At 57.7% G+C, this 25,151-nt stretch carries 23 protein-coding genes and 2 pseudogenes; 19 read left to right on the top strand and 6 right to left on the bottom strand.

Annotation, left to right across the window (positions count from 1 at the left end; translation table 11 throughout):
• The first annotated feature begins 37 nt into the window (after window positions 1-37).
• The 14 genes from ACIOVF_RS23955 to ACIOVF_RS23890 are packed head-to-tail and all read left to right on the top strand — an operon-like array spanning window position 38 to window position 13,946.
• Entirely contained in the window at window positions 38-3,943 is a 3,906-nt protein-coding gene (locus ACIOVF_RS23955) for a phage tail tape measure protein (protein ID WP_401292933.1), read from the top strand.
• Window positions 3,940-4,233 carry a hypothetical protein gene (locus tag ACIOVF_RS23950; protein WP_401292930.1) on the top strand — a complete coding sequence of 98 codons (294 nt, stop codon included), beginning with the start codon at window positions 3,940-3,942 and terminating at the stop codon, window positions 4,231-4,233. The genes ACIOVF_RS23955 and ACIOVF_RS23950 overlap by 4 nt, the downstream gene beginning before the upstream one ends.
• Window positions 4,234-4,266: 33 nt before the next feature.
• Window positions 4,267-4,851, top strand: coding sequence for a hypothetical protein (locus ACIOVF_RS23945; protein ID WP_401292927.1), 585 nt, complete (start codon window positions 4,267-4,269; stop codon window positions 4,849-4,851).
• Window positions 4,851-5,453: a hypothetical protein gene (locus ACIOVF_RS23940; protein ID WP_401292924.1), complete on the top strand. Its 603-nt coding sequence runs from the start codon at window positions 4,851-4,853 to the stop codon at window positions 5,451-5,453. Before ACIOVF_RS23945 ends, ACIOVF_RS23940 begins: the two co-directional genes overlap by 1 nt.
• Before the next feature lie 2 nt (window positions 5,454-5,455).
• Window positions 5,456-5,854, top strand: a complete 399-nt coding sequence (locus ACIOVF_RS23935; RefSeq protein ID WP_401292921.1) for a DUF6950 family protein — start codon at window positions 5,456-5,458, stop codon at window positions 5,852-5,854.
• Complete coding sequence (locus ACIOVF_RS23930; RefSeq protein ID WP_401292918.1) at window positions 5,851-9,237, top strand: DUF1983 domain-containing protein; 3,387 nt, start codon at window positions 5,851-5,853, stop codon at window positions 9,235-9,237. Before ACIOVF_RS23935 ends, ACIOVF_RS23930 begins: the two co-directional genes overlap by 4 nt.
• A 4-nt stretch (window positions 9,238-9,241) precedes the next feature.
• Window positions 9,242-10,297: a hypothetical protein gene (locus ACIOVF_RS23925; RefSeq protein WP_401292916.1), complete on the top strand. Its 1,056-nt coding sequence runs from the start codon at window positions 9,242-9,244 to the stop codon at window positions 10,295-10,297.
• 11 nt (window positions 10,298-10,308) lie between these two features.
• Window positions 10,309-11,160, top strand: coding sequence for a phage tail protein (locus ACIOVF_RS23920; RefSeq protein ID WP_401292913.1), 852 nt, complete (start codon window positions 10,309-10,311; stop codon window positions 11,158-11,160).
• Window positions 11,157-11,498 (top strand): hypothetical protein, encoded by a 342-nt coding sequence (locus ACIOVF_RS23915; protein ID WP_401292910.1) that lies wholly within the window; start codon window positions 11,157-11,159, stop codon window positions 11,496-11,498. The genes ACIOVF_RS23920 and ACIOVF_RS23915 overlap by 4 nt, the downstream gene beginning before the upstream one ends.
• On the top strand, window positions 11,495-11,722 hold the full coding sequence (locus ACIOVF_RS23910) for a hypothetical protein (RefSeq protein ID WP_093382574.1): 228 nt from the start codon (window positions 11,495-11,497) through the stop codon (window positions 11,720-11,722). Before ACIOVF_RS23915 ends, ACIOVF_RS23910 begins: the two co-directional genes overlap by 4 nt.
• A 58-nt stretch (window positions 11,723-11,780) precedes the next feature.
• Window positions 11,781-12,590 (top strand): phage tail protein, encoded by an 810-nt coding sequence (locus ACIOVF_RS23905; protein ID WP_401292907.1) that lies wholly within the window; start codon window positions 11,781-11,783, stop codon window positions 12,588-12,590.
• A gap of 9 nt (window positions 12,591-12,599) precedes the next feature.
• Window positions 12,600-13,223, top strand: coding sequence for a glycoside hydrolase family 19 protein (locus ACIOVF_RS23900; protein WP_401292905.1), 624 nt, complete (start codon window positions 12,600-12,602; stop codon window positions 13,221-13,223).
• Window positions 13,220-13,735: a DUF2514 family protein gene (locus ACIOVF_RS23895; protein ID WP_123567487.1), complete on the top strand. Its 516-nt coding sequence runs from the start codon at window positions 13,220-13,222 to the stop codon at window positions 13,733-13,735. The genes ACIOVF_RS23900 and ACIOVF_RS23895 overlap by 4 nt, the downstream gene beginning before the upstream one ends.
• Before the next feature lies 1 nt (window position 13,736).
• Window positions 13,737-13,946: a hypothetical protein gene (locus ACIOVF_RS23890; protein WP_123567488.1), complete on the top strand. Its 210-nt coding sequence runs from the start codon at window positions 13,737-13,739 to the stop codon at window positions 13,944-13,946.
• 3 nt (window positions 13,947-13,949) lie between these two features.
• On the opposite strand, the gene ACIOVF_RS23885 is transcribed toward ACIOVF_RS23890, so the two are convergent.
• Window positions 13,950-14,255 (bottom strand): hypothetical protein, encoded by a 306-nt coding sequence (locus ACIOVF_RS23885; RefSeq protein WP_045194397.1) that lies wholly within the window; start codon window positions 14,253-14,255, stop codon window positions 13,950-13,952.
• A gap of 660 nt (window positions 14,256-14,915) precedes the next feature.
• On the opposite strand from ACIOVF_RS23885, the gene ACIOVF_RS23880 reads away from it, so the two are divergent.
• Genes ACIOVF_RS23880 through ACIOVF_RS23870 form a run of 3 tightly spaced genes read left to right on the top strand, consistent with a single transcriptional unit; the run spans window position 14,916 to window position 17,152 of the window.
• Window positions 14,916-15,338, top strand: coding sequence for a hypothetical protein (locus tag ACIOVF_RS23880; RefSeq protein WP_401292900.1), 423 nt, complete (start codon window positions 14,916-14,918; stop codon window positions 15,336-15,338).
• Between the two features lie 42 nt (window positions 15,339-15,380).
• A complete protein-coding gene (locus tag ACIOVF_RS23875; RefSeq protein WP_401292897.1) occupies window positions 15,381-16,058 on the top strand; it encodes a hypothetical protein in 678 nt (225 codons plus the stop codon).
• 2 nt (window positions 16,059-16,060) lie between these two features.
• Window positions 16,061-17,152: a hypothetical protein gene (locus ACIOVF_RS23870; RefSeq protein ID WP_401292894.1), complete on the top strand. Its 1,092-nt coding sequence runs from the start codon at window positions 16,061-16,063 to the stop codon at window positions 17,150-17,152.
• A 69-nt stretch (window positions 17,153-17,221) separates the two neighbouring features.
• Here the strand turns inward: ACIOVF_RS23870 and ACIOVF_RS23865 are convergent.
• Window positions 17,222-17,296 (bottom strand): annotated as a pseudogene (locus ACIOVF_RS23865) (integrase); the annotation flags it as partial.
• 63 nt (window positions 17,297-17,359) lie between these two features.
• Between ACIOVF_RS23865 and ACIOVF_RS23860 the strand changes: the two are divergent.
• Window positions 17,360-18,557: pseudogene (locus ACIOVF_RS23860) on the top strand (IS3 family transposase).
• Between the two features lie 200 nt (window positions 18,558-18,757).
• Window positions 18,758-19,702 carry a hypothetical protein gene (locus ACIOVF_RS23855; RefSeq protein WP_401292891.1) on the top strand — a complete coding sequence of 315 codons (945 nt, stop codon included), beginning with the start codon at window positions 18,758-18,760 and terminating at the stop codon, window positions 19,700-19,702.
• 909 nt (window positions 19,703-20,611) lie between these two features.
• Here ACIOVF_RS23855 and ACIOVF_RS23850 read toward each other — a convergent pair.
• The 4 genes from ACIOVF_RS23850 to ACIOVF_RS23835 all read right to left on the bottom strand — a co-directional run.
• Window positions 20,612-22,477 carry a DUF3732 domain-containing protein gene (locus ACIOVF_RS23850; RefSeq protein ID WP_401292888.1) on the bottom strand — a complete coding sequence of 622 codons (1,866 nt, stop codon included), beginning with the start codon at window positions 22,475-22,477 and terminating at the stop codon, window positions 20,612-20,614.
• Window positions 22,474-22,953, bottom strand: coding sequence for a three component ABC system middle component (locus ACIOVF_RS23845; protein ID WP_401292885.1), 480 nt, complete (start codon window positions 22,951-22,953; stop codon window positions 22,474-22,476). The genes ACIOVF_RS23850 and ACIOVF_RS23845 overlap by 4 nt, the downstream gene beginning before the upstream one ends.
• A complete protein-coding gene (locus tag ACIOVF_RS23840; RefSeq protein ID WP_401292882.1) occupies window positions 22,950-24,164 on the bottom strand; it encodes a hypothetical protein in 1,215 nt (404 codons plus the stop codon). Before ACIOVF_RS23840 ends, ACIOVF_RS23845 begins: the two co-directional genes overlap by 4 nt.
• Window positions 24,165-24,677: 513 nt before the next feature.
• Window positions 24,678-25,151, bottom strand: a 474-nt coding sequence (locus ACIOVF_RS23835) for an IS3 family transposase (RefSeq protein ID WP_401292880.1), incomplete at its 5' end; no start/stop codon positions are given.

Raw genomic sequence — 25,151 nt, 5'->3', positions numbered from 1 at the left:
CCCGCTCCGGCGGGTTTTTTTACGCCCGGAGAAAGGCATGGCTCAGGAATCCCGCCTCGCGATAGTCATCGATTCGCGGAATGCACGGCAGCAGATCGACCAGCTTCGGGCCAGTCTCAACGGCTTGAGTGACTCCGGCGGCGAGGCTACGGTAAACGTCCGAGGGCTCGGAACTGCTGCACGCGCCGCGGGCAGCGCACTTGCTGCCCTTGGTGTGGGGGCCGTGACGCGTGAGGTGTTGCGCCTCACCGACTCGTTCAAGTCCATGCAAGGCTCGTTGGCACTGGTCAGCACATCGACGACCAATGCGAACGAGTCCTTCCAGAAGCTGCTGGCCATGGCCAACAACACCGGCAGCTCGCTTGAGTCGACCGTATCACTGTACACCAGGCTGGCAAACGCCACTCGAGGCGCAGGTTTCACTCAGGAACAGCTGCTGAATGTAACGGACGCCCTGAACAAGGCGTTCGTGGTCTCTGGCGCAACGATGCAAGAGGCTTCTAACGCAGCGATTCAGCTTTCTCAGGGCCTAGCCTCCGGGACGCTGCGTGGCGAAGAGCTGAACTCTGTCATGGAGCAAGGGCCTCGTATTACCCGGGCCTTGGCGGATTATCTCGGCGTCACAAACGGCGAAATTCGCCAGATGGCAGCTGACGGCAAGATCACATCCGATGTGGTTACGAACGCGCTCCTGCAATCGCTGTCATCGCTGAACAGTGAATTGGACAAGATGCCGCGCCGCTTCGAGCAGGCGTCTGTCGCGCTGAAAAACAACTTCCTGGCCGCTATCGGACAGATCAACGTAGACCCGGTTGTTAGCTCGGTAGACGCCCTGGCCAGTTCGCTCGCCAAGCCTGAAGTGGTCATGGGCATCCAGGGAATTGCCAATGCTCTTGGCAGCCTGGTAGCGGTCGGCGGCGATGGCCTGAAGACGGTGGCGGAAAACACCGATGTGCTCATGGCCATCACTGGTGCCTACGCAGCCAAGGTCGGAACTGGCCTGGTGGTTTCGCTTGCGGCTGCGACCAAGGCTCGCTATGCCGATGTGGCGGCCACACAGCAGCAGGTGGTCGCTGAGAGGCAGGCAGAAGTGGCGGCCACCGTAGCTACGGCGCAAGCCTCTCGGAAGGCCGTGGCCGAGCAAGCCGCTGCAGTTTCGATCACTCAGCGGTCGATAGCCGAGACCGCAGCGGCGAGAGCGGCCCAGGCAAATACCGTTGCCCAGCTTCAAACAGTGCAGCAGCAGCTAGCAGCTGATCGCGCGCTAGAGGCGCAGCGCCTCCAGGCGCAGATCAATGATGTTGGTCGCCAGCAGTCGTTGACCCGACTTGCTGAGATCAGAATGGCCGAGGCTGCAGTCACATTGCAGCAGGCCGCAGCGGAGCGCGCACTTGGCCAGACTGCCGGACAAGAGATCATCATTCAGGGCCAGCTTGCGGCAGGCCAGGCCCGGCTCACGACTCTGCGTGAGGCTGACACGGCTGCTGTCGTGGCGCAAAACGCCGCACAAGTTCGCCTGAATGCCGCGCAATCGCTTGGCGCCCGAGCTTCAGCCGGCCTCATGGCGCTGGCTGGAGGGCCTATAGGTCTGCTCACCACAGCGCTGACCGTGGCGGCAGGCGCCGCCATCTACTTCTCGTCCAGCACCGACAACGCAACTCAGTCGCTGATCGATCAGAACCTGACGCTGGACGACTCGATCGTCAAATACCGTCAGCTCAGCGCCGAGCAGCAGCGCTTTCAGTCAGCCAAATGGATGGAGGCGCAGCGTGACGCGGCAAAGGATGCCAGTAGCGCCCTCGGTGAGTACTTCACCCGGGCTTTCGATGGCCTGAATTCACTGGGGGCCAGCGGTATTGAGTCGACCGACACCTTCAAGCAGATGTTCGAAGAGGTCCGGAATGGACAGCGCTCGCTGGACTCATTGACCGGCTGGCTGACCAGCAACACCCAACTCTCTAGCATCTACCGCGACGAGCTGGTCAGGATCGGCGCCGAGTATTCGTCCAGCAGCCTGAAGGCGGACGACTACGCACGCTTGCTGGATCGCAGCAAGGCCGCGATGGATGGTGCTACCGGTTCGACGAAATCGTTAGCCAGTGCTCAACAGGCATCAGCGGCGGCTGTCGGAGGTGGGGCCCAGGCCTGGGAGAAGTACATTTCCCAGCTGACACAAACCCGCGACCTGGTGGGCGCGAATACCGCTCAAGAGGCTGCCTACACAGCCGCGAAGGCTGGCTTCAACAGTCAGCAAGTTGAATATGCGCGACTGATCGGCGAACAGACGGATCTCCTCAAGAAGTACGAGGAGGCAGTCAAGGATGGCAAGAAGGAAGACCAAGACAGGCTGCGCGTGCAGCTCACGGCATCGATCACCGCGTCTGAAGCCATCAAGTCGCAAATGGAGAGCCAGGGGCGCTCCATGAAGACCATGGCTGAGAACGCCGAGTCGAGTGCCAAGCGCCAGGTTGACGCCATCCAGACGGTGATTGATCAGACTGTCCGGTACGCTAAGGGCCTTTCACTGGTAGAGAAATATGAGCCCAAGCAGAACCTGCAAGGGGCTAGCCTTCTGACCTTTGGTCAGGCCCAGCCTGCTGCACAATCGCAGCCATCGGCAAAAACCAAGACGGTCGCCGAGATGGTTCAAGAGGTTTTGGATCAGATCGACGGTAATACCACCGAGAAGACCAAGACGCCGACCGGGCAGAAAGGACTATCGAGCAAGCTGAACGAGGCCCAAACAGCCTTCGACAACCTCTACAAGGCCGCCCAGCCTGCAAAGTTCGCCCTGCAAGAGTACGTCGAGCGCCAGTCTCAGCTTGAGCTTCTGCTGTCGAAAGGCAAGATCACCCAGCAGCAGTACAACGATGCGCTGGCCCAGTCTTCGACCAACTACGCTGCAGCAATCAAGGGCGCCCAAGGCCTCACCCAGGCAGAGCAGTACCGGGCGCAGATGGAGCGGCAGCTAGCCACGCAGCGCATGGAGTACGCCGCGCAGGCGGACGCCGTGGGCATGGGGCAAAGGGACGCTGGCCGTATGCAAGAGCGCCTGCAGATCGAGCAGGACACCAACAACCGAATCCTTCAACTGCAGACCGAGCTGGCCAATGCCCAGGGCGAGAAGCAGCGTCAGGACCTGCAGGTGCAGATCGATATCGAGCGAGAGTTCCTCCAGAAGCGTGTAGCTGCCCAGCGCGAAGGATGGGCGCAGATCGACCAGGCCCAGGCCGACTGGAGCAACGGTGCCCGCGGCGCCTTCCAGGATTACATGGACAGTGCGAGGGATGTCGCAGGGCAGACTCGAAACCTGTTCAGCAACGCCTTCGGCAACATGGAAGACGCCGTGGTCAACTTCGTGAAGACCGGCAAGCTGTCGTTTAAGGACTTCGCGGACCAGGTGGTGGCTGACCTCATCCGGATTCAGGTGCGGCAGGCCGCTGCCGGCTTCCTTGGATCGGCCCTAGGGTTCTTGGGTGGTGGAGGTGGCGCAGCGGCAGCCGGCAGCGGCACCATGACTGGGTTCAGTGAGACGGTCTCGCGGTCTGGGTTCGCGGCTGGCGGTTACACCGGTGACGGTGGCAAGTTCGAACCAAAGGGAGTCGTACACGGCGGTGAGTACGTGGTTCGCAAGGAGGTCGTCAGCCAGCCAGGTATGCGCGACCATCTCGATCGGCTCAACAGGAAGGGGTATGCCAGCGGCGGGTATGTGGAGTCCGCTGGAGTTCCAGCGCAGGGCTCTGCGCCTGCATCGCAGTCCGGCGCTTCTTCCGGGCTTCCACCGATCATCAATCAGATCGAGATCCACGGCGATCCTGACGCGGCCCAACTTGCAAGAATTGAGGAATCGGTCAATCGTGCGTCTAATCGGGCGTACCAGATGATGCTGTCCGATCTCAAAAAGAATGGACCCGCTATGCAGATGATCAGAGGGAAACGATGAAAATATCTGAGTTAGACGTGAATGAGCTGGTGAGGAAAATCTCGGTTGCGATAGCACCGGTCATCTTCAGCGGTGTGAGCGAGAACACCCCTGCAAGCTTGTCGCGCGAGCGCGTGAAGATCATGTCGGAAATCATGGGTCGCATTGGTGGCGTCTTGGCGAGCGGGGACGAGCTTGGTCCTGACTTGCACGCCCTGATTGCCGCTTACACCGATGGCATGAAAGAGGGGTACGAGGAGTCATTCTCATACCTGCTCAGGCCAAGACCAATTCCAGGCGATACACGCTAAAAGTTACATCGCGCCCTATCAAGGAGTAACCGAATGGCTCTCACGTGGCCGGCTTCGCTGTGCCCGTCAGAAATGACATGGGGCATCGTCAACAACAGCCGGGCGTTCACTTCAACACTGTCGAACGCTCAGCAGATCGTTGGCTACCCCGGGGCGTACTGGCAGTGCACCTTGACGTTCGGCTTGCTGACCAGGGCCCAGGAGCGCGAACTGTCGTCGTTCCTGGGGCGCCTGGACGGGATGTTTGGGACGTTCAACATGCCGGCGTTCACCAGGAGGCGCACGGTCAGCATTGGCGCGCTGACGGTGATATCGGGCAACGCTCAGGCGCGCAGCATGGTGGTCGCCGGGGCTGCGCCAAGCTCCGCCATTTTCAGCGCTGGCGACTACATCACGATTGCGGGGGAGATGTTCGAGGTGACCGATGCAGCGTCGTCGAACGCCCAAGGCCAGGCAACGTTGATGCTGAACAAGCGCATTCGAAAATCGCTGACCGCCGGCGCCGCAGTCGAGTACCTCAATCCATATTCCGAGATGCGCATGACCTCCGACACCTGGTCGATGTCGGTACGCCCGGTAATCGCCAATGGTTCCTATCAGTTCAGGGAGGCCTTCTGATGCCATCCGCATTTCCCTTTAGCCAGAGCGTGGTGAACATCATCGCCACTGGCAAGTTCATGCCGGTTTATGCCGTGCAGTTGGATTTTGCCGACGGCATGGTCTTCGCGCATACCGGTACCGGCCAGCTTGTTGTTGACGGCGTGACCTATGAGGGCGTGGGCAACTTCGGCCAGGTAAGCCAGTCGCAGGAGAGCGACAACTCGGGCTCGCCGATGTCCGTGGAACTGACCTTGAGCGGCCTGGATGCCTACATTCTGTCCGAGACCAATATTCGCGGGTGCCGGGGCAGGGCGGCCAAGGTCCTCTTCATCGTCTTCGATGAGGCCGGCAACTACGCCGCGGACATCCTCTTCTCGGGCCGCATGGATGCCGCCAAGTTCTCGTTCGCCGGTAACGGCCAGGACGGAAACAGCATCACGGTCCCTGTCGTTGACCGGATGGCCGAGTGGAGCCGAACTGGTACCGAGCGTTTCACCGATGAAAACCACCGGGCCCGCCACCAGGATGACCGGTTCTTCTATGCCATTGCGCAAATGTCCGAATGGCCAATCTACTGGGGCTCCAGCAAGGACGCGCCGGCGTTTAACTACGGGAGTTAGCGATGCGACATCGAGACTGGACTACCCGTCTGAACGACGTGATCAAGGCTGCCCAAGGGCGGCCTTTTTCATGGGGCGAATTTGACTGCTGCCTGTTTGCGGCCGACTGCGCTGCCGCCGTTTGCGGCGTCGATCCAGCCGAGCAGTACCGTGGCAAGTACAAGACGGAAACCGGCGCGAAGCGTCAGCTGAAGAAGCAGCACGGGAGCCTTGAGGCTGCCTGGGATGCCTGCTTCTCCAGGGTGTCGCTGGCGTTTATCCAGCGCGGTGACGTTGTGCTGTACGACGCACCAGGTGGCCGAAGCATGGCCGTGTTCTGGGCCGGTGACTACTGGTCGACGACCGAAGACGGCGTTTGCCGCATTGTGTGCGAGCCTCTGGCCGCGTGGAGGGTTGAATGAGCAGTGGCGTCAAGAAGCTCGCCCAAGTAGTGGTAGGGGCCGTAATCGGCTTTGTCCAGGGTAACGTTGTCGGAGCAGTAATCGGTGCCGGCCTGGCCTTCTACGCTGCCGAGCAGCAGGAGAAGCTGAACACCAAGTCCCCGCTACGGGACAACGAGCCCTCCGCGCAGACCGTCCGATCCTCAAAGGCCCCAGTCCGCTTCATCCTTGGCCGGGTTGCCACCGGCGGTGTGCTGGTGTGGGCCCAGGAGCAGTCCGGCACCCAGACCGAAGGGGAATGGCTGCACCTGGTGTATGTGCTGTGTGAAGGTGCGGTGGATGCGCTGGAGGAGATCTACTTGGGCGAAGAGCCGATCGCCTCGTACGGTCAGTTCGCCAGCTATGAGTTGGTGGTGAACCCTACTCAGGTCAATGCCTTCCTCAAAGCCAACTGCCCCGACTGGAAAGACAGCCAGATTGGGCGGGGCCTTTCCTACGTCAGGCTTTCTCTGCAGTACAGCGCCGAGAAGTTTCCGTCCGGCATTCCTGACGCGCGCTTTGTGGTCCGCGGCCGAAACGATCTGTACGACCCACGCACCGGCATGAGCGGCTACTCGGCCAACACCGCGCTGCACCTGCTGTGGTACCTGCGCGCCCGGTGCAATGTGCCTGACGATGAGATTGTCTTCGAGACATTCGCCAGTGCCGCGAACGTCTGCGATGAGTCTGTTGGCAATGCTGACGGCTCGGTAAGCGCGCGGTACAGAACTGCCTGCGTCATCGGTGCCGACGAGCAGAAATCCGGGGTACTGCAGAAGCTTGAGGCGGCCTGTGCAGGCAAGCTGATCCGCGTCGGCGGTCGGTGGATGCTCCAGGCCGGGGCCTACTACGGCCCTTACGACTTCGAGATCACCGAGGACATGGTGATCAGCACCATCAGCGGCAGCACTGAGCCGTCAAACGACGCTGCCATCAACACTGTGCGCGGCACCTTCATTGATCCTACTCAGTCGTGGACCGAGACGGATTACCCCGAGGTGAGCATCGCGGAGTGGGTGGCGCAGGACGGCGGCGAGGCGGCGGAAACGCTGACCTTCTCCTATGTGACAGACCCGTACCTGGCCCAGCGCCTGGCGAACATCGAGCTTCGCCGGCGCCGCGCTGGCGGAGTGATCACCATTCCGATGAACTTCGCCGGCTACAACTGCCGACCCGGGCGCGTTGTTCGCGTGAACCTACCGTCGCTGAACATTCTCGGTGAGTTCATCGTGACCAACTGGTCCATGGGCGACGAAGAGGGTTGCAACGTCCAGGTGCAGCAGTATGAAGCGGCGATCTTCGACGACGCCGTGGGCGAGCCGTACAACCCGATTGGCTTCATCAATCTGCCTTCTGGAGGGCTGGGGTCGCCAACTGGGCTGGCCTGGGTCCAGGAAACGGGTGCCGAGGTCGTTCAGGGAGTACTGACCTGGGCGCCAAGCGGCGGAATCGTGTCGGAATATGCCGTGATCGTCCGCCAGGGCGTGAATGTTGTGCAGTCACACACCATCCAAGCAGCGAGTAATCGCTGCCAGATCAGCGGGCTGCCATCTGGCAACTACACGATGAGTGTTGCAGCGATAGGGCCTATGGCCCGCTCAGGCGAGGCGACCATCAATGTCAGCGTAAATGGTCCTCCTATTCCGGAGTTCTGCGCTGTGCAGTCCTCGCTTGAGTCGATCACGCTGATACCGAGCAATCCATCGGCAGGTTTGAACGGCGGCACCTATGAGTACTTCTTCACGACCAACCCGAATGCACCTTCCAGCGACGCGGTCTACCTCGGGCAGGGCCTGAGCTTCACTCATACTGGCCTCGCGTTCTTCACGAACTACTTCTATTACATCCGCTCAATCAATGCCTATGGGAAGAGTCCGTTCCTGTTTGTCCCTGCATCAACGTCGAACGACGTTAGCGCCTACTTGCAGGCCTTGGCAGGCAAGATTACCGAGAGCGAGCTGGGGCAGGAGTTGTTGAAGGAGATCGAGAAGATCTCCGGCGACGGCCCAGGCTCTGTGAATGACCGCCTGGGTGAGCTCAACGAGCAGTTGCAGGAGCAGATCGGCAACCTGGTTGACGCTCTGGAGTATGACCCGGCGAAACCCTACCTGCAGGATGACGCTGTTCGCCTGGGCCAGCGCCTGTACCAGGCCAAGCAACCGGTACCGGCAGATCCCTCTGGGGCCAATGCGCCACCGAACCCGCTGTACTGGCTGGATATCGGGCAGGTGGTGCAGAGCGCCAATGGGCTTGCTGCGCAGGTAGAACAGAATACGGCCGACATTACCGAACTGGACGGCGTGGTCACCGCCCAGGCAACAAGCCTGCAATCGCTGCAGGCAGCTTGGCGCGCTGACGTTGACGACGATGGCGGCATGTCGGACGCCAACGCAGCCTGGGACGCCCAGGCCGGTATCAGTGAGCAGCGCAAGGTGTTTGCAACTGAGCAGCAGGCATCCGCTGAGCGCTTCATCGCGATTGACGCCAAGGTCGGGCAGAACGCGGCCGGGCTTTCCACCCTGGAAAAGGCGGTGGCCACCCAGAGCGAGGCCACGGCCACGCGCCTGGATCAACTGAAGGCGGAGGTCGACGACAACGCGGCGGATATTCAGGAGGTGTCCGAGGCGCAAGTGACAACCGACCAGGCCGTAGCTTCGATGCGAACCTCTGTCGAGGCGGTTTACACCGCCGGCCGGGACGATACGGGGGAGGGTGACCTGTTGAGCGCAATGGATGCTTGGCAGTCGCAGGCCAAGTTCTCAAGCGATGTTCGCATCCTGGCGGATGCCGATCAGGCCCTGGCCCGGAAGTCCGAGACGCTCGAGGCCTCGATCGGCGAGACCAGCGCTTCGGTTCAGCAAGTCAGCCAGGCTGTGGTGAACCTGGATGGGAAAGTGAGCGCCCAGGTGACCATCAAGGCGCAAACCATCGCTGGCGGCCGAAAGGTGCAGGCGGGGCTAGCGCTTGGAAGTGACGGAGAGACGAGCGAAATACTCAACTTTGCCCAACGCTGGGCAATTGTTGATGAGTCTTCGGGGCAAATTACTGTGCCCGTGGTGGTGCAGGACGGGAAGATGCTCATCAATACCGCGCTGATCAATACCGCGTTCATCAAGGAGCTTGTCGCGGGCATGTCGATCCGTTCAGCAGCGCTCAACTCGCAGGGCCTGCCGTTGCTGGAGATCAACTTCGCTGCGGGCACATTCGTGCTTCGTGGGCAGGATGCCAACGGCTCGACGCTGCTGAACAACGGTGGCCTTTACGTCTATGACGCGGCAGGCACTGAACGTGTTGCCGTGGGGAGGCTGAGCGGTCCGTATGTTTACAACCTGAACTACATCGCCAAATCCGGAATGTGGGAGTGAATTGATGGATCTTTACGGACTTCGAACGAGGGATGCGCCCGGTGTAGTAACGCTCGACACGTCGGTGACGCCGATACGCTCGCTGAAGATGATGACGGTCACCGGTGACGGCAGCTTCGATCAGTACATCTCGATTCCCGAGATCCAGGCGCAGTCGTTCGTCGTCGTCGATACCTTGGCGGACCAAGGGGAATACACCTATTCCCCTGCCGCCTGGTACTCGGCCGGCACCCTTCAGCTGAGGCAGCCGCTCACCAATACCTGGCAGGTGATGATCTTGTCGCAGGGCGGGGAGCCGTTCAGCGCAAATGACACCTACGGCATTCGGACCAGGAACAACAACATTCGAACCCAGATTGACTCGGTGAACCGCGTGCTGACTGTTCGCCACAGTGGCAGCTTCCAGTTCGGCCAGCAGGTGATACCCGGCCAGCAGGCGCAGTTCATCCAGTGGGCGGACATCAACTTCCCGGCGCCGATCACCACATCTGAAAGGCCGTTGGTCTTCTTGAATGCGGCTGACTACATGATGGTCGGCAACTTCTCGGTAAAGGGTGGTCCGGGGAACTGGACGGGGTTCAGGCTGAAGGCCTGGCCACACCCCTTGCACGGGAGCGCCTGGCAGCAGTTCATGACCATCAAGTGGTTCTGCTCGAGCTATATGGTTGACGCCTCGCCAGTCGATCCATACGGGGCTTCGATACGTGACGCAAACGGCGTGCGACTGTTCGTCACGTCGGCCAACATCACTTCGCTGAACAGCCAGCCGGCCACCAACATGTTTGTACAGGCGGGCGACCCCATCAGCGGCTCCGGCAGCTACTCGCCAAGCCAGCAGATGCCCTGGACCGGCAGCTATGACGACTACGTGTTGGCCAATGCCCTGTTCTCCTGCACGAACATCGTGCAAACCACTCAGCCGATACGAGCGAACTTCGGGGGCTTCTGGCCCGGTAACAGGGGAATGCTCCAGATGTATGTCGATAACGGCTCAGGCATCAACCCACTTACCGCCAACGGCCGGACGCTGTTTGCAGCGCGGCCGATGAAGCCGATCTAAAGGAAATCCATATGCCATGGTACAGAACAGGCACGGTCGCCATCACGGCCGGCCAGAACACGGTGACCGGTACCGGCACCGCCTTCTCGGCAAACGCCCGAGTGGGTGATGCTTTCCAGGGGCCTGACGGCCGCTGGTACGAAGTGACCAACATTGCCAGCGGCACGGTGCTCACCATTCTGCCCGCTTACCTGGGGGCGACTGTCGCGGCCGGCACGTATGGCCTTGCGCCGATGCAGGGGTACGTGAAGGAGTCAGCTGATCGGCTGCGCCAGATCGTCGAGCAGTACGGCGCAACGCTGGTTTTGTTTGGTGGTGCTGCTGATGCGGCGACGCTAAGAGTAAACATTGCTGCCGCGACCCGGGGCCAGAACTCCGACATCACGGCACTCCTGGGCCTGACCACCGCGCTCAGCGTTGCCCAAGGCGGCACCGGCGGCAACACAGCTGCAGCTGGTCGCGCCGGGTTGGGGCTGGGGACGGCCGCCACGGCAAATGCGGTGGGCACGGTTTCCCAATCGGGCGGGGTATCGACGGGCGCGATCATCGAGCGCGGCTCCAACGCCTCGGGCCGCTACACGAAATTTGCCGACGGCACGATGATCTGTTCGGCAACGCTGAACTTCTCCCAAGCGATCACTTTCGCCCAGGACGGGCTATTCATCGGAGCCACGCCGACGTTCGGCTTCCCGGCGGCCTTCATCGCGCCGCCTCAGTTCACATTCAGCGCGCGGGCGCAGACGGTTTCCACCCAGCCCAATGCGGTGACCGCGACAACCTATCAGGGCCTGGTCATGTCCATGACTTCCAGGACCATCACAGCAGACTTCGTAATGACAGCCCAAGGCAGGTGGTACGCATGAGACTGAAACTGATACCGATCAACTCGGACGCCTCTCTGATCATTCACAAACTGGGTGACGTGCTGACCATCAATGGCCTGGCCTATGACTTCGGCCCGCTGCCAGATGGCGCCACGCTCCCGGCCGAGGCCATTGGTTGCCCATGGATCAACCAGCCGGTGGAGCGTATCAACGGCGTGTTGGTCATTCCGATCACCATGCCGCACGGTGCCGAAGCCGGGGAGCGATCGCGCTTCCCCGCGGACATTGTCGGGGCCCCGGACGGTCCGATTGCGCTGCCGACCGACCAAGACCCCAAGCCAGCCGTGGCGGAAGCAACAGAGGAGACCGATGCATGATCGACTTCAGCAAGGTCAAAACCGCAGAGCAGAAAGCCAATGAGGCCCGCCAGGCAGAGCGCGACGCGGCGCTGGCGTCCCGGCGTGCGGCCTATACCGCCGAGAGCGATCGCCTGAAGTTCGAGGCTGAATATGACGCGCTGGCTGCCGGCACTGAGCCCGATTACAGCGCCTGGACCGCCGCGGTCGCCGCCATCAAGGAACGCTACCCGCTCCCGCAGTAACAGTCAGAGCGTCAGCGCACCCGCCATCGAGCGGGTTTATTTTTGCCTGGAGAAAAGCATGCCCTGGAGCAGAGCAGGAACAGTGGCCGTAACGGCTGGCCAGAAGACGGTCACCGGTACCGGCACGGCGTTCACCTTGAATGGCCGGGTCGGTGACGCCTGGGTCGGGCCGGACGGCCGGCAGTACGAGGTCACGAACATCATCAGCCCGACGTCGCTGAGCATCGAGCCCGGGTATCTGGGTTCGAGTGTTTCCGCAGGCGCCTACGCCCTGGTGCCGATTCAAGGGTGGCCCAAGGCTGCAGCCGATCGGATGCACCAGATCATTGACCAGTGGGGCGTGGCGCTTTCCTCGCTGGGCGCCGTGTCGACAGAGAACGTGGTGCCGGTGGCCAAAGGCGGGACGGGCGGAACGACGCCGGCGGGTGGTCGGAATGGCCTCGGCCTGAAGACGGCGGCGGTGGCGGATATCGTCGGTACCGTCTCGCAGGCAGCAGGCGTGCCCACTGGCGCGATCATCGAGTCCGGCGCCAACGCGAACGGCGAGTACGTGAAGTTTGCCAACGGCACCCTCATTTGCACTGCAGCGGTTGTGCTCGAGTTCGGTTCGGCCACCACATTGCTCAAGACCTGGCCATTTCCTGCCGCCTTTTCGGCAGCGCCAAAGGTCACCGCCACTCCGATTCAGGGCTCGTCAGCAGACTCAGCGCCAGTAACGTTTGCCGAGTTCGGTCCCGCGATGGCCGCCTCTATCAACACCGTTCAGTGTGTGCCACGCCTGTGGCGCACCGCCGGCGGCACCAACAGCTTCATCAGTACGTCCGTGGCCACCGTGCACTGCCATGCCATCGGCCGCTGGTTCAATTAGGAGAAACTCATGCCCCCTTTGACCGAGCAGCAGTTGCTGCAGATCCTCCCGAACGCCCGCCCAGTCGCGGGCATTTTTTTGCCTGCACTGAACCGGGCCATGGCGCGCCACAAGATCGACAGCCCGGTGCGCGTTGCGGCGTTCCTGGCCCAGGTCGGCCATGAGTCGGGCCAGTTGCGCAACCTGGTGGAGAACCTGAACTACAGCGCCGAGGCGCTGGTGCGCACCTGGCCCAGCCGGTTCACTCCAGTGTCCGCGGCCGCCTGCGCGCGGCAGCCGGAGAAGATCGCCAACATTGTGTACAGCGGGCGCATGGGCAACACCCGGCCGGGGGACGGCTGGCTGTACCGTGGACGTGGGCTGATCCAGCTCACCGGCCGGTCGAACTACGTCGCCGCCGGCGCCGGCCTGGCCCTGCCGCTGGAGGACAACCCCGAGCTGCTCGAGCAGCCCGAGCACGCCGCCCTGTCCGCCGCCTGGTGGTGGTCGACCCACGGCTTAAATGAGCTGGCAGACGCCGGCCGCTTCCAGGATATCGGCAGCGTGATCAACACCGGCAAGCCTGGCCGGATACCGCACGGCGCCGCTGAGCGAAAGGCCCTGTATGACCGCGCGCTGAAGGTGCTGGCGTGATCAGCTGGCGCACGATCGGCGCGGCGGTATCGCTGGCGCTAGTGGCCTGGTCGTTCTGGGGCACCTACGAGCACGGCCGCTCGACCATGGATGCCGAGTGGCAAGCGCGCTGGGCTGTCCGTGATGCAGGTGATCAGCAGGCCTGGGCGGAGGAAGAGGCCAGGGCCCGCAGTGAAGAGCAACGCCGCGCAGCGGCACAGGAGGAGGCGAGAGCAAATGCCCGGGAACAAGAACACACTGCAGCTGTTGATGGCGCTGGCGCTGATGCTGCTGGCCAGCGGATGCGCGACAAGGCTGCCCGATATGCCACCACCGCGGGCAAGTGCGCCGCAGATTCCGCCGCTACCGCCCGAGGCCAGGCAGCCACCCGCGCCGCCATGGTGCTCTCCGACCTGCTCGCACGGGCTGATGATCGAGCGGGAGAGCTGGCGAAAGCGTATGACCGAGCCCGAATAGCAGGGCTTGCGTGCGAGGCGTCCTATACTGCGCTGATCAAGCAGGCGGAGCAGTAGCGTGAAGAAGACCCTGACGGGAGTTGTTGAGGCTGGCGAGCCGCTGATTCAGCAGGCCATCGATGCGCAGCGGCGCTACCAAGCTGCCCAGGACGCCGGCGAACCAGCGGCAGAAATCGAACGCCTGCGCCTGGAGGCCGAATCACTCTATCAGGCTGTCACTGAGTATCAGCTGCGGTCGCTTGGCGGACCTGCGCGCACGCTGCACTGAGCGTTAACCCTTCGGCGGCATTGCTCCCCAGGTGGCAGGGCAGCCCCCAATATGTCGATTCTTCAGCTCGGTGTTTTCTACCAGGGCATCGGACAGCTCCCAGGTCATGCGCTCGATCCTGGCGTTCAGCTTGGTGATCTCGGCGGCCTGCGCTTGGTGGATGGCCACCAGCTTCTCGATGTTGTCCCGGGCCCGGTCTAGCTCATGCCGCAACTGCTCGCACTCGGCTTCGACCAGGCGCGCATGCTGGCGCAACATTTGAACAGGCGTGGGCATGCCCAGCGCGAAGCTGTCGTCTTCGATGATCACGGTGCGGTTTACCAGTGCTGTTTGGATATACAGTAATCGAGGCGGGGTAATTCTGGCCAGCTCAGGGTGACGAGCTGTAGGTGAGAGGGGGTCGTGTTCGGTCGGCAGGACGCCGGAGGAGGGGGAAAAACAGTTCCAAAACTGAAGACGCATACCGTGGTAGAATGCGGCCTGTAGCCGGTCGGTAAGGCGAAAGTTTTGGAACTGAAATCCGGGGCAAAGGTGCAGCGGGCTTGAGTCTTCGTATCGGTCTTGAAAACCGTCGATGGGCAACTATCCTAGAGTTCGAATCTCTACGCTTCCGCCATATTCAAAGCCCTGATTATTCAGGGCTTTTTGCGTTTCTAGGGCAGCGAAATTTGCCCTGCCTACACCCCCATCGTTTCCGCATTTTTCCGATCATTTCCGCAATCTCCCAATTCCGCCCCTCCGAATCAGGCCCAAAACGTCTAGGCTCCTGTTCGTTCCGTGTAAGATTGTGCTGGCTATGCGCCTGCCATTGGGTGCTTGCGGAAAGCTAGCTGAGCCGGCCGGACACGGTTTTCCATGCTCGCCCTCTAGGGTGAGTACTGTGCTTCACGTTAATTGCAATTGTTGCCTGGTTCGTTGATATATAGATAGAATTTGTGTGGAGCGGTTACTATTAGGGAGGAGGATGAGGTGGCAATTACTGCGTACATGTTAGATAAGGATGATCGACTAAATTCATATTGTGTAACTGCGAAATGTACTTACGATCATTTTTTGAATATGACGGAAGGGTCGGAAGGTAACCTCCAGATACAGCGCTCAATAATAAAAGGTGCTAAGGCATATGCCACTCTGAGGAGCGATCTAAAAAGGGGGTGTGTGCTTCCTCCCATTGTGCTTGCAGTGTCTACCGAATTGCAGGGAGGGGCTGAGAGGTTCCTGCGTGTAGGCGGAATGAATGAGCTCTCGTTTATTTTGAGTGGTCTCGCTGCGGAAGATGTTTATATAATTGATGGTTTGCAGCGAACTAATGCAATACGTCAAACGGCAATTGGTTTGGAGGGCGAGCAAAAAGAAGTATTTCTAGCGCGAGAAATTCGTTTGGAGATCTAGCTTAATATACCTTTCGGGGCGATTGCTTACCGGATGTTACTGTTGAATGCTGGTCAGCGTCCGATGTCTGTTAAGCACCAGGTTGAAGTTCTCAGTTCTAAGCTTGTAGATGACTTGCAAAGTGTTCGAGATCTTACCATATTCCGAAATGGTGAAGGTCGTCGTAGGGTACAGCCAGGACAATTTCAGTTGGCGAAGTTGGCCCAAGCATTCCAAGCTTGGCTCCAGGGCCAACCGAATTTGGATTTGCGAAACGCTGTCATGGAGGAGCTCCTGGCAGAATCTGCGATCGAGGTATTGGGGTACAACATCTCAGATAGCACTGCGCCAAGAGCAGTGGGGGAAGATGGATTTAATCAGCTTGTGACTTGGATGGTCGAGCTGGATTTGGCATTGGGCGATGAGAATATTCAGTTTCTAGGGAACGAAACGGTACTTCTCGGCCTCTCAGCGGCTGTAGGAGCGATGGAGCGTAATGCTTCATTGGCGGATAGAGTTTGGCCTGCCTTGAATCAGTTGCTTGATCAGGCGCGTGTGGAGTCGGGTAATGCTTTGGCTCTAGAAGTGTACGAAAATCTGCGGCAGGGAATTGATGCCGGCAAGTCCAACGTTGGTGCTGCTACCCGCGACATGGTCTACAGCGCATTTAAGGAATTTATAAGAGGTGCTGCTGAAACGCATATGTCTGAGTGTTGGAAGATTGGCGCGGCAAGGAATTAATTATGGTCGTGCTAACTCAGATGATGCGAGAGAGCGTTGGCTTGGACGAAGGGGCCTCCGCGGCCGACTTCTTGGCTCTTGGTGAAGACGCTTCAGCAGTGCTAGATGGGCTTTTGTCAAGTGATGAGAGTCGTGCTGCTGCATTGCAGTCCTTAGAAAGGATTAATGACTATCGGATTGAGATATTCGAACAGGGTGGCTCAGTTCAAGAGAAGTTTCTTGAACTCATTGTAGCAGATTCGAACTTACCTGTTTTGATTGGTTTTGTCGGGTCTGATCGTTTGATAGAGCCTGTTACTGGCTTGGAGAATCTTATTTTCTGGTCGCTACTCGATAGCGACTCTCCACTTCAGGGTACGTGGATCGAAGATGAAGGCCCTTGTTACGCAGGGTGGCGGCCATTTCTCTCGGGGAAAGTACTGGTTGCCTTTCCGGCATCAATTGTTGCTGAGTCATTTCGACGTTTGATTTGTGCACTTTTTTCGATTCCTCATGTTGAATTGGCAGGAGTGCGTGCTGTAAATGGTTTGATGGGATCAGTATCGGGAATTACTTTAAGTGGAGATGTAAATAGATACTCTCCAACACAAGCGAGGCTTATATTTGAAGCTGTTTCGGAGACTAATCCAAAGTGGCGTTGCCTCTCGTTTTATAGGATCTTGGAAAACGCATATCTGTCAAATATCCAAAGCATACTTAATGACTCATTTCACTTTGACGCAAAGACTGCGCTGACCATTGCGCAGAAAAGTGTTTCCAGTGAAGTTCAGCAGCTAATAACGCTTGCCGAGTCACTATCTATGCAAGCTCAATTTTTGGCTTTTAATGTCGCCATCGAAGATCTTCTGACGGCAGGCAATAAATATATTAAGGCTTTGGATAAAAGCGCTAGCGATGATAGGGACTTGTACGGGCATAGAGAAATTTGGCGTAAGGCCGTGCTTCGGTTTTATAAGTTGCGGTGTTCAATAGCTCATGGTGGTACTTCGAGTGTTATATATGAGCAGTTTTCTGACGCAAACTCGGCAGCCATAACTCTTCTTCCGAGTATGGAGAGGATCGCCTATAGAAGCTTGGGGCTGGAACTCAGGTAGTCATAAGGCTGCTGGTTCTTAGGCTCTAGAAGAAGTTCGCCTTGGCGAACTTCTTTTTTATTTTTGGATTTATCGTGTTGGTTTTACGATTTCTCCAATTCTTCTGTAAACAGTTTCAGTAATTCGCTTGTCGTCGTGTCCAAGTGTAGTGGTCTACTGAAACCGGACACCCATTTAGGCGAGAATGCTCGCCAAGAGAGGTGTCTGATGACCAAGCAACGCCGTACCTTTACTCCAGAATTCAAGCGCGAGGTTGCCAGCCTGGTGCTCGACCAAGGCTACAGCCACATCGGCGCCGCCCGTTCGCTCGGACTGGTTGAGTCGGCTCTGCGCCGATGAGGCAACCAGCTCCAGAAGAGCGAAATGGTGTGACTCCGACTAGTCAAGCGCTGACGCCCGAACAGCAGAAAATCCAGTAGCTGGAAGCTCGGATCAATCGTCTGGAGCGGGAAAAAAGTATATTAAAAAAGGCCACCACGCTCTTTATGGCCGAGGAACACGAGCGTTCGCGTTAATTGATCAAATCGGTGCTCAAGAGCCTGTTGATCTGTTGTGCTCGGTATTTGAAGTCATCCGACCCTGCTATTACGAGCGCTGCCGCAAGCTCCGATCTCCAGACGTCAAACGGCTGATGTCGCGCAGTCGGGTCAACGAACTGTTTACCCAAAGCCGCAGCGCGGCGGGCAGCCGAAGCATCATGCTCATGATGTGCGAGGACGGCATAGCGATTGGCCGATTCAAGGTGCGCAAGCTGATGAACGAGATGAAGCTGATCAGCAAGCAACTCGGCTCACATGCCTACAAAAAGGCGACGGTGGAGCGGCCAGATATCCCGAACGTGCTAGATCGGGCGTTCACCGTGTCGGTGCCGAATGAAGTTTGGTGTGGGGACATCACGTATGTCTGGGCTCAAGGTCGTTGGCACTATTTGGCAGCTGTGATCGATCTGTTTGCCCGTCGCGTGGTGGGCTGGGCATTCTCATCGAAACCAGACAGCGACCTGGTTATCAAGGCTTTGGGCATGGCTTATGAGCAGCGCGGCAGGCCTCGGAACGTCTTATTTCACAGCGACCTAGGAAGCCAATACGGCAGCCGAAGCTTCCGCCAGCGGCTGTGGCGTTATCGCCTCAAACAGAGCATGAGCCGGCGCGGAAGCTGCCACGACAATGCGCCGATGGAACGGTTGTCGCAGCTTGAAAACAGGGTACCGACTGTAGGCTACATGAGCGCTTCGCTGGCACATCAGGATATTGGCCGGTTTTTTATGCAGCGCTATAAGTGGCAAAGGCCACATCAGTTCAACAGCGGGCTGGCGCCCGCTGTGGTCGAGGAAAAACTTAACGCAGTGTCCGGGATTAATTGGCCACTACAGGGGCAACGCAGCTACGAGCCCAGCGCAGTCTGAGATTTGGCAGTTGACAGGTTGCATTGCTCGCATTAGCTTGTGCGCCAGGTTAGCCCCTACTCCATGGGCCACAACATGGGAAGCAAAGGCAGCGTGATTTGTGGAAATCCACCTAGATTATCCGTCATAGCTCTAACTCCGCCAGGCACATGCTGGTGGTGTGGCACACCGAAACGATGCCTGGCTAGGAAGAGAGTCCTATGCCAAATGAACGCTATACCCTCACCATCTTCAAGCAGAGCTATGCCCTTGAGGTAGACCGCACTGTCTTCGATTCGAAAGATTTCGCTGAAGTCCCGGCGGAAGGTTCGCCGCCTCTCGAAACTCGCGAAGAGCGGAAGAAGGCTCAAGTACACGTACCCCTCACTCAACTCGATCTAGAGCTCGATAGTCGTGCCCGGTGTGCATTCACGGAAATGTGCAAGGTGGTCGAAAATGGCTTGATACCTGTCAAGCTAGCCTCTGGCAAGAAAACGACGATCGCGAAGATCCGAGAGGAGGCCAAGGCTTCCCGCCGGCCTGGTCAAAAGCTCAATCAAGCTTTCGAGAGCTACTCCCAGGAGCATGCAGGGCGCTCCTACTCGGAGATCATCGACGCAGCACAACGTTCGATGATTACCCGATTTGAGAGGCTTTTCGACCAGATTGGTCATCTTGAACCTATGCAGATGACTCATGAAGAGCATGTGGATATGCGGGAGAACTTCACCCACTATCCAGTGTGGACGACTCCGGAAAACCTGTCGGAAATCCGAAAGCTTGCCGACCAAGGCCACGTGTACTCACAGTATCTGGCTGGTGTTCTCTTGGCGACTGTTGCTGGAGACTTCTCGAAAAGCTGCGTCCAGTACCTCGTCATGGCTTACGAGAACAAGGTTCCAGATGCGATGGCGGTCTTGGCCGAGTTCTGCTTCCTGAAGCGTGACTACTTCGGAGCGGTGCAGTGCGCCTTGCTATCGATCGACGGCGGGCATACTAACTCCAAGCGCCTGATTCAGAAATGCTACGGAATTATGTCCATGCAGGTTCATCACGTTGGCAACAGGACAGTCTTCGGTAGCGAGCTGCTCACTCAGGCTCTTCACGAGAGCGGTTTCGCTCCGGTGATTGCGCGCGTGAATGGCAATTCTGTGGAGGGACGTTGATATGTTTGGAATGCATCCAGATCAGCAGGTACCTGGCGACGCCGATGACGACACTTACGTCTGTATAGAGTGCGATGAGCCGTTTGATGCTTCTGACTTCGACCATGTTGATGATGAGCTCAATTCTCAGCGCCCAATGTGCCCGCCTTGTCAGAGGTCGGCGAGACTTGAAGGTGCTGAGTGTGAGATCTGCGGTCGTCCTGCGACTCAAGAGGTAGAGCTCGGCCCGCTGTGTGATGATTGCCATGCTGATTATGTCGATGGCTATTCAGAGCACGACTAGCGTCTGCAGGCGTGCGTAATAAGTCAGAGGGCCTGGAAATCCAGGCCTTCTGACTGTCCGACGGAGGATGGGGCTTCTAGTCGTATCTGAAGACTAGGGGGGCAGTTTGAGAAGTGACCTCGCTGCCTCTCCGGAGCTGGTAGGGTTTTGGCCGGTAACGAGTTTGCCGTCGACCACCATGAATGGCCCAATTTTCGATCTTCTTATACAGCCTTCCCAGACGCTTGAATTCGTCTCCAACGAGGAATGGCAACACACCGGTAGGGCAGAGACCCAAAGTGTGCCAGAGCAGGCCGAGTTGCTTTTCAGTGGCTTCGTTCATGATTTCTCCAAGCATGCGCCGCTCTCCATGGCTGGATGCGGCATTTGATAACTGGAATAGAAGTTGCTCCCTCTCCCAGAACTAATCACTCCGGAGGGCTGGGCAGTGCTTGATCTGGAGATCTACTTCGAGATTGCGGTGGTCGTGATAGCTTTGGTTGTTGATCTAGTGGCCATCTATCTGTATCGCGGGGGCGGCCTTTGAGACGAAAGTCGCCTTGTCGACTTGCCCAGTTTCCCCCCTATGTAGGTGGCGTGCGCCCATAACCATCCCGTCTTCCTTTCGGCTTTCGCACTGCAACAAGTTAGCGGCCCGTACTGTCCGTCGGTCGCCAATGTGCAGGAATCAGAGCATTTTTATCCCGGAACTCCGGTAGCACGGTGACGTTTGCTACGTTCTGGAAGAGCTCGACCGGAACGTGTTCAAGCACGATCATCTGGAACTCCGTGCTATGTTGCTTTCGCATCCGAGTGACGAAGTTCCCAAGCAACTCGAACGCTTGGCTAACCTTTGCCTGGTCGGAGTTCTTGAGATGCACCTCGTCCATGATCTTCTCCTCGCCGTAGTAAGGGCGACTCGGCTGGTCGATGAACAGGAAACTTGGGACAAATTTTCCACCTTTGCTGATGGCCACCTCGTGCAACGCCAGGAACATGAATAGGTGCAGGAACATGTGGTTGGAGCTACTGCCCACGTTTTCTATGAATGACGATTTAGGACGGCGAAGCTGTAGTTTCTTCGCCTCGTAGTTGAACGACGTCAGGAAGGACGCATAGTTGTCCATCGCCGCTGCCGCCTCGCTTAGCAAAGCTAGGGAAACATCATTGATCTGGCCAACGGTACCGTCGCGAACACTGGCCACATCGGTGACTTCCATGGAGCTGAGTTCAGCGTTCAGATTTTTGATCTGCGCGTCGTAGTCTTCAGGGGTGTCCGATTCGACCCTGCTGTAGGTCTCAAGCTTGGTCTCGATGCGGGTGACAAACTTCACCAGTTGGATCGTGTCCTCGAAGGATTTCTGCTCCTTGGGCAGGGAGTCAATGATTCGTTGCTGCTCTGCTTTTTGCTCCACTAAGTCGGCCATCATGGCCGCGACCTGAGTATCGACTGGCTGCCGATTGGCGGTAGCTGCCTTGAGCACGCGCAGGTCGACATTCAAGCTATCGATCAGGTCATGAAACACTTCTGTTTTCAGCAGCTCGGAGGATAGCTGAAGCAGCGTCTGCAATGGTTTCAGGCTGTCCTGGGTAACCTTGAGCGCCGACTTGTATTGCTTGTGTTCGTCAGAGAATTCGCGAAGCCTGCGCACGCGCCGGTTGATCTCAAACATTTTCGATCGTGCATTGGAGAGGCGCTTGGCATCTTCGCCCGAAGCATTCGGGGTGGGCACATCCTTGACGATCCCTTTCAGAAAATCGATGGTGACGACATTTGGCACTTTCTCGATCAGGCCGTACTCAGCTGCCGTTGCCGCAAGCTTGCGAGCCTCGCTTTCAAAGAGATGTCGACCACTACTGATGACAACCTTCTTCTTCTCAAGCTTCTCGATCATGCGTTTGAGATCATCGCGCCGTTCACGTTGAGCAATGTTTTCAAGGCTGTCGATGCCCAAGCCCAGATCCAGAACACGAGGCAGCGCAACGCGATATCGGTCTTCTTGTTGATGGTCGAAGTAGGCAGCGGTGTTGGTGATGATGTCGTCGGATATGGTGTTGAATAGCAGGAAGTAGCGGAACGATACCTGTGTGCCGTAGCGCACGCCTCGGCCGCCATAGAGCACGACACTGCTGTCCAGGCTGAATTCGGCCTGCAAGATCGCTTTGATATCATCGCTGGTAGCGTTGGCAAACGGCTGATCCGGCAGTACGCCAATGCTTGAAAAGTAGAGCGCGTCCGACACGGTTTGAGCATGCGGGCTCTTACGTGCAATCGCGAATTCTTTGTCGTTTATGTAGAGCTTGATGCCATACCAGGCAACCGTGTCGTTGATGACATCATGAGGAATGTTGTGGCTGCTGGAAAGCAGGCAGTAGTCAATGATGTGTAGTAACGAAGTCTTGCCTCGGTTGCTGCGGCCACTAAGCACATTGATTCGTCCTCGATCGAAATCTACGCTGCGTGTCTCGCCGTGATGCGACCAGAGCCGGATGGTGTCGATGCCAAATTTCACAGTTGTATCCTAAGATTCAGGTAGAGCTCTTCTTCCGACGTGTGAAGCAAATTCGCGATCTCGGAAGATGCTTTATCAATCAATACGGCCCGCCTGCCGAATTCGGCAGTGCACTGGAAGGGTGACTGTTGGCTGAGCTGCGAATCAAAGACGGCATAGCCCAGTTCATGCAGCAGTTGTATGCCATTAATCGAGTGTACGAGGCTGGCGTGGTAACGCCGGTCGAAATTGGTGACAAAGTCGGGACGGATAGCGACTAGCGAGGCGATCTCTCTGGAGCGCGTTCTTTCGCTTGCCAGGAATTTAGTGGTCTCGCTGTGCATCACAATCGGCATCACCAAAAGCGCCTTGGCCAACGTTAGGCTCTGAGTGTGATTCAGCACACAGCCGATTGCGACGGCAGCGATGCCCGCATTGTTGTAGCCGCTCCACGCGCGAGGCAGGTCAGGGGAGAGCCCGATCACTTCACCGTTCATAGAGTTTTCCACTCAGGATGCCAGCCGATCACATCCTGCTCCGACAGAATGTAGAGCTCTCCATTGGATTGCTCGGTGCTTAGCTCGTCATCACCCAGTCGATACACCTCGTCACGCATGGCATCAACGATGGCCTGGGCTTTGTCATTGATCTCGTTTTCAGGGCATTTTTTGAATGCCTTTCGGTGTTTGTTGCTCCAGCGCAGCGTGACGTCTTTGTGTAAGGCGGTGACCTCATCCGATACCACTTCGCCCCCGTGCACCCATACTTCCAAACTGCGTGCCATACGCACCTTATGGGTCGACAGCTGCGTAATCTGCTCGCTGTCGTCCCCGCAGATATCGTCGATGGCAATCAGTTGTTTGATGAAGCGCTGCCCGAGCAGGTCTTCGGGCAATGGAGGCTCGAACTGCAGCCGGCTCAATCTTTTCTCGACTGCCTGTGAAACAACGCGGCGATAGCGAGCGCGGAAATCGTCAAACGTGATCGCTGTCAGTGTTCCTGCCAAGATTGAAAAATAGTTGTCATCGCGGATCAAGGTGCTAAGGCGTTCATAGACGCTATCAACGTCTTCAGGCTGCACGAATTTCTCCTCCAGGGCGTCCTTGATCTTCTGGATGACCTCGGTCTCTGCAAGCTGGAAGAAGACCCGCTTGAAAAGCTCCTGCTGAACGATGGGCTCGACAGCCAGTACGGTGTCGATGTAGCCCTTGATCGTGGCGTCCTTGGTTGACCCCGATAATGATTTCGCACGGTCTATAACCGCTTCCAAATTCTCAGTAGAGGCGTATTCCGTGTAAGCCACCAATAGTTGCGTAAATAGGTTGTTCTTGCTCTCGCTCTTGTTGGAAACGAGATGGAATTCGCTCCGCTTTACGAACTGGAGCTGGTCGGCAATCTCCTCCCGGCCATCTTTCGGATCGGTAATCACCCGCGTCCAATTGTGCAGCGTCTTCCACAGGTCACTGTCCAGTTCCGTCAGGGCAATAGGACTGCCGCCTGCCTGGGTCTGGATTGTGTGTTTGAGCTGGAACAGCAATTGAACATCGTTATCCAGATCGCTATGCACGTCGTCCTTTATCTCAAGGCCGATCGACTGGCCTTTCTTCATGTTCAATAAGCGATAAAGGAAATAATGAAACTGGTAATCGAAACCCGCGCCGGTGCCAGGCGCAGTCGATTCTTCCATGAAGGTTTTTTGCGTAGCCATTACTTCTCTCTGCACGGACAGGGCGTACTGCCTGCCAGGGCGAGCGCTTACAAATGGCCTTCCCTGACGTGTTAGCGACGCTAATGAAGCCACAGGGGAGAGGGGCGTGCAACTGTTTTGCCACTACGGTAAAGGGAGTGGCTAATTGGCTGTCTATATGAACAGTGTGTGTATTTATACAGTGCTAAGTGTGATCGGTTATGGTATTTGAGTTTTAGCTCATGCAGATTACAAAATATTGAATGTGATATTGAGCGATGCAGGAACTCATCGTAATGAGTTAGCAGCTAGCAAAGCCTCCGCCAGAGACTCCAGGGCGTCCTCCAAACGTAGATCATCGCGGACGTCACCGTGCGGCCTATGGGTTTGGCAGTGACTTAGCAGGACTTCTGGGTCGTTCTGATTGAGATCGAATTGGATGTGCATACTAAGGCTCTTGAACAGTGAAAATGATCGGGCTGCCTCTGATTGCAGCATGCGGTGCTTTTTGGAGTAGGGATGAGGTTGTAGTGGTCAACTAATCCCGGACACTGCGTTAAGTTTTTCCTCGGCCACAGCGGGCGCCAGCCCGCTGTTAAATTGATGTGGCCGTTGCCAGTTGTAGCGCTGCATCAAAAACCGGCCGATATCCTGCTGTGCCAGCGAAGCGTTCATGTAGCCTACGGTCGGTACCCATTCCGTTTTCAAGCTGCGAAACAACCGTTCCATCGGTGCGTTGTCGTGACAGTTTCCTCGTCGGCTCATGCTTTGCTTGAAACGATAGCGCCACAGTCGCTGACGGAAGCTTCGGCTGCCGTATTGGCTCCCTTGGTCGCTGTGAAACAGAACGTTCTGAAGGCGGCCACGCTGCTCATAGGCCATGTCCAAGGCCTTGATCACCAGGTCGGCATCGGGCTTCGATGAAAACGCCCAGCCCACCACGCGACGGGCGAACAGATCGATCACAGCCGCCAAATAGTGCCAGCGACCTTGAGCCCAGACATACGT

Origin of the sequence: Pseudomonas sp. NPDC087612, from assembly GCF_044743505.1 — a bacterium.
Taxonomy (GTDB): Bacteria; Pseudomonadota; Gammaproteobacteria; order Pseudomonadales; family Pseudomonadaceae; genus Aquipseudomonas.
This window is presented reverse-complemented; position numbering and strand designations above follow the sequence as displayed.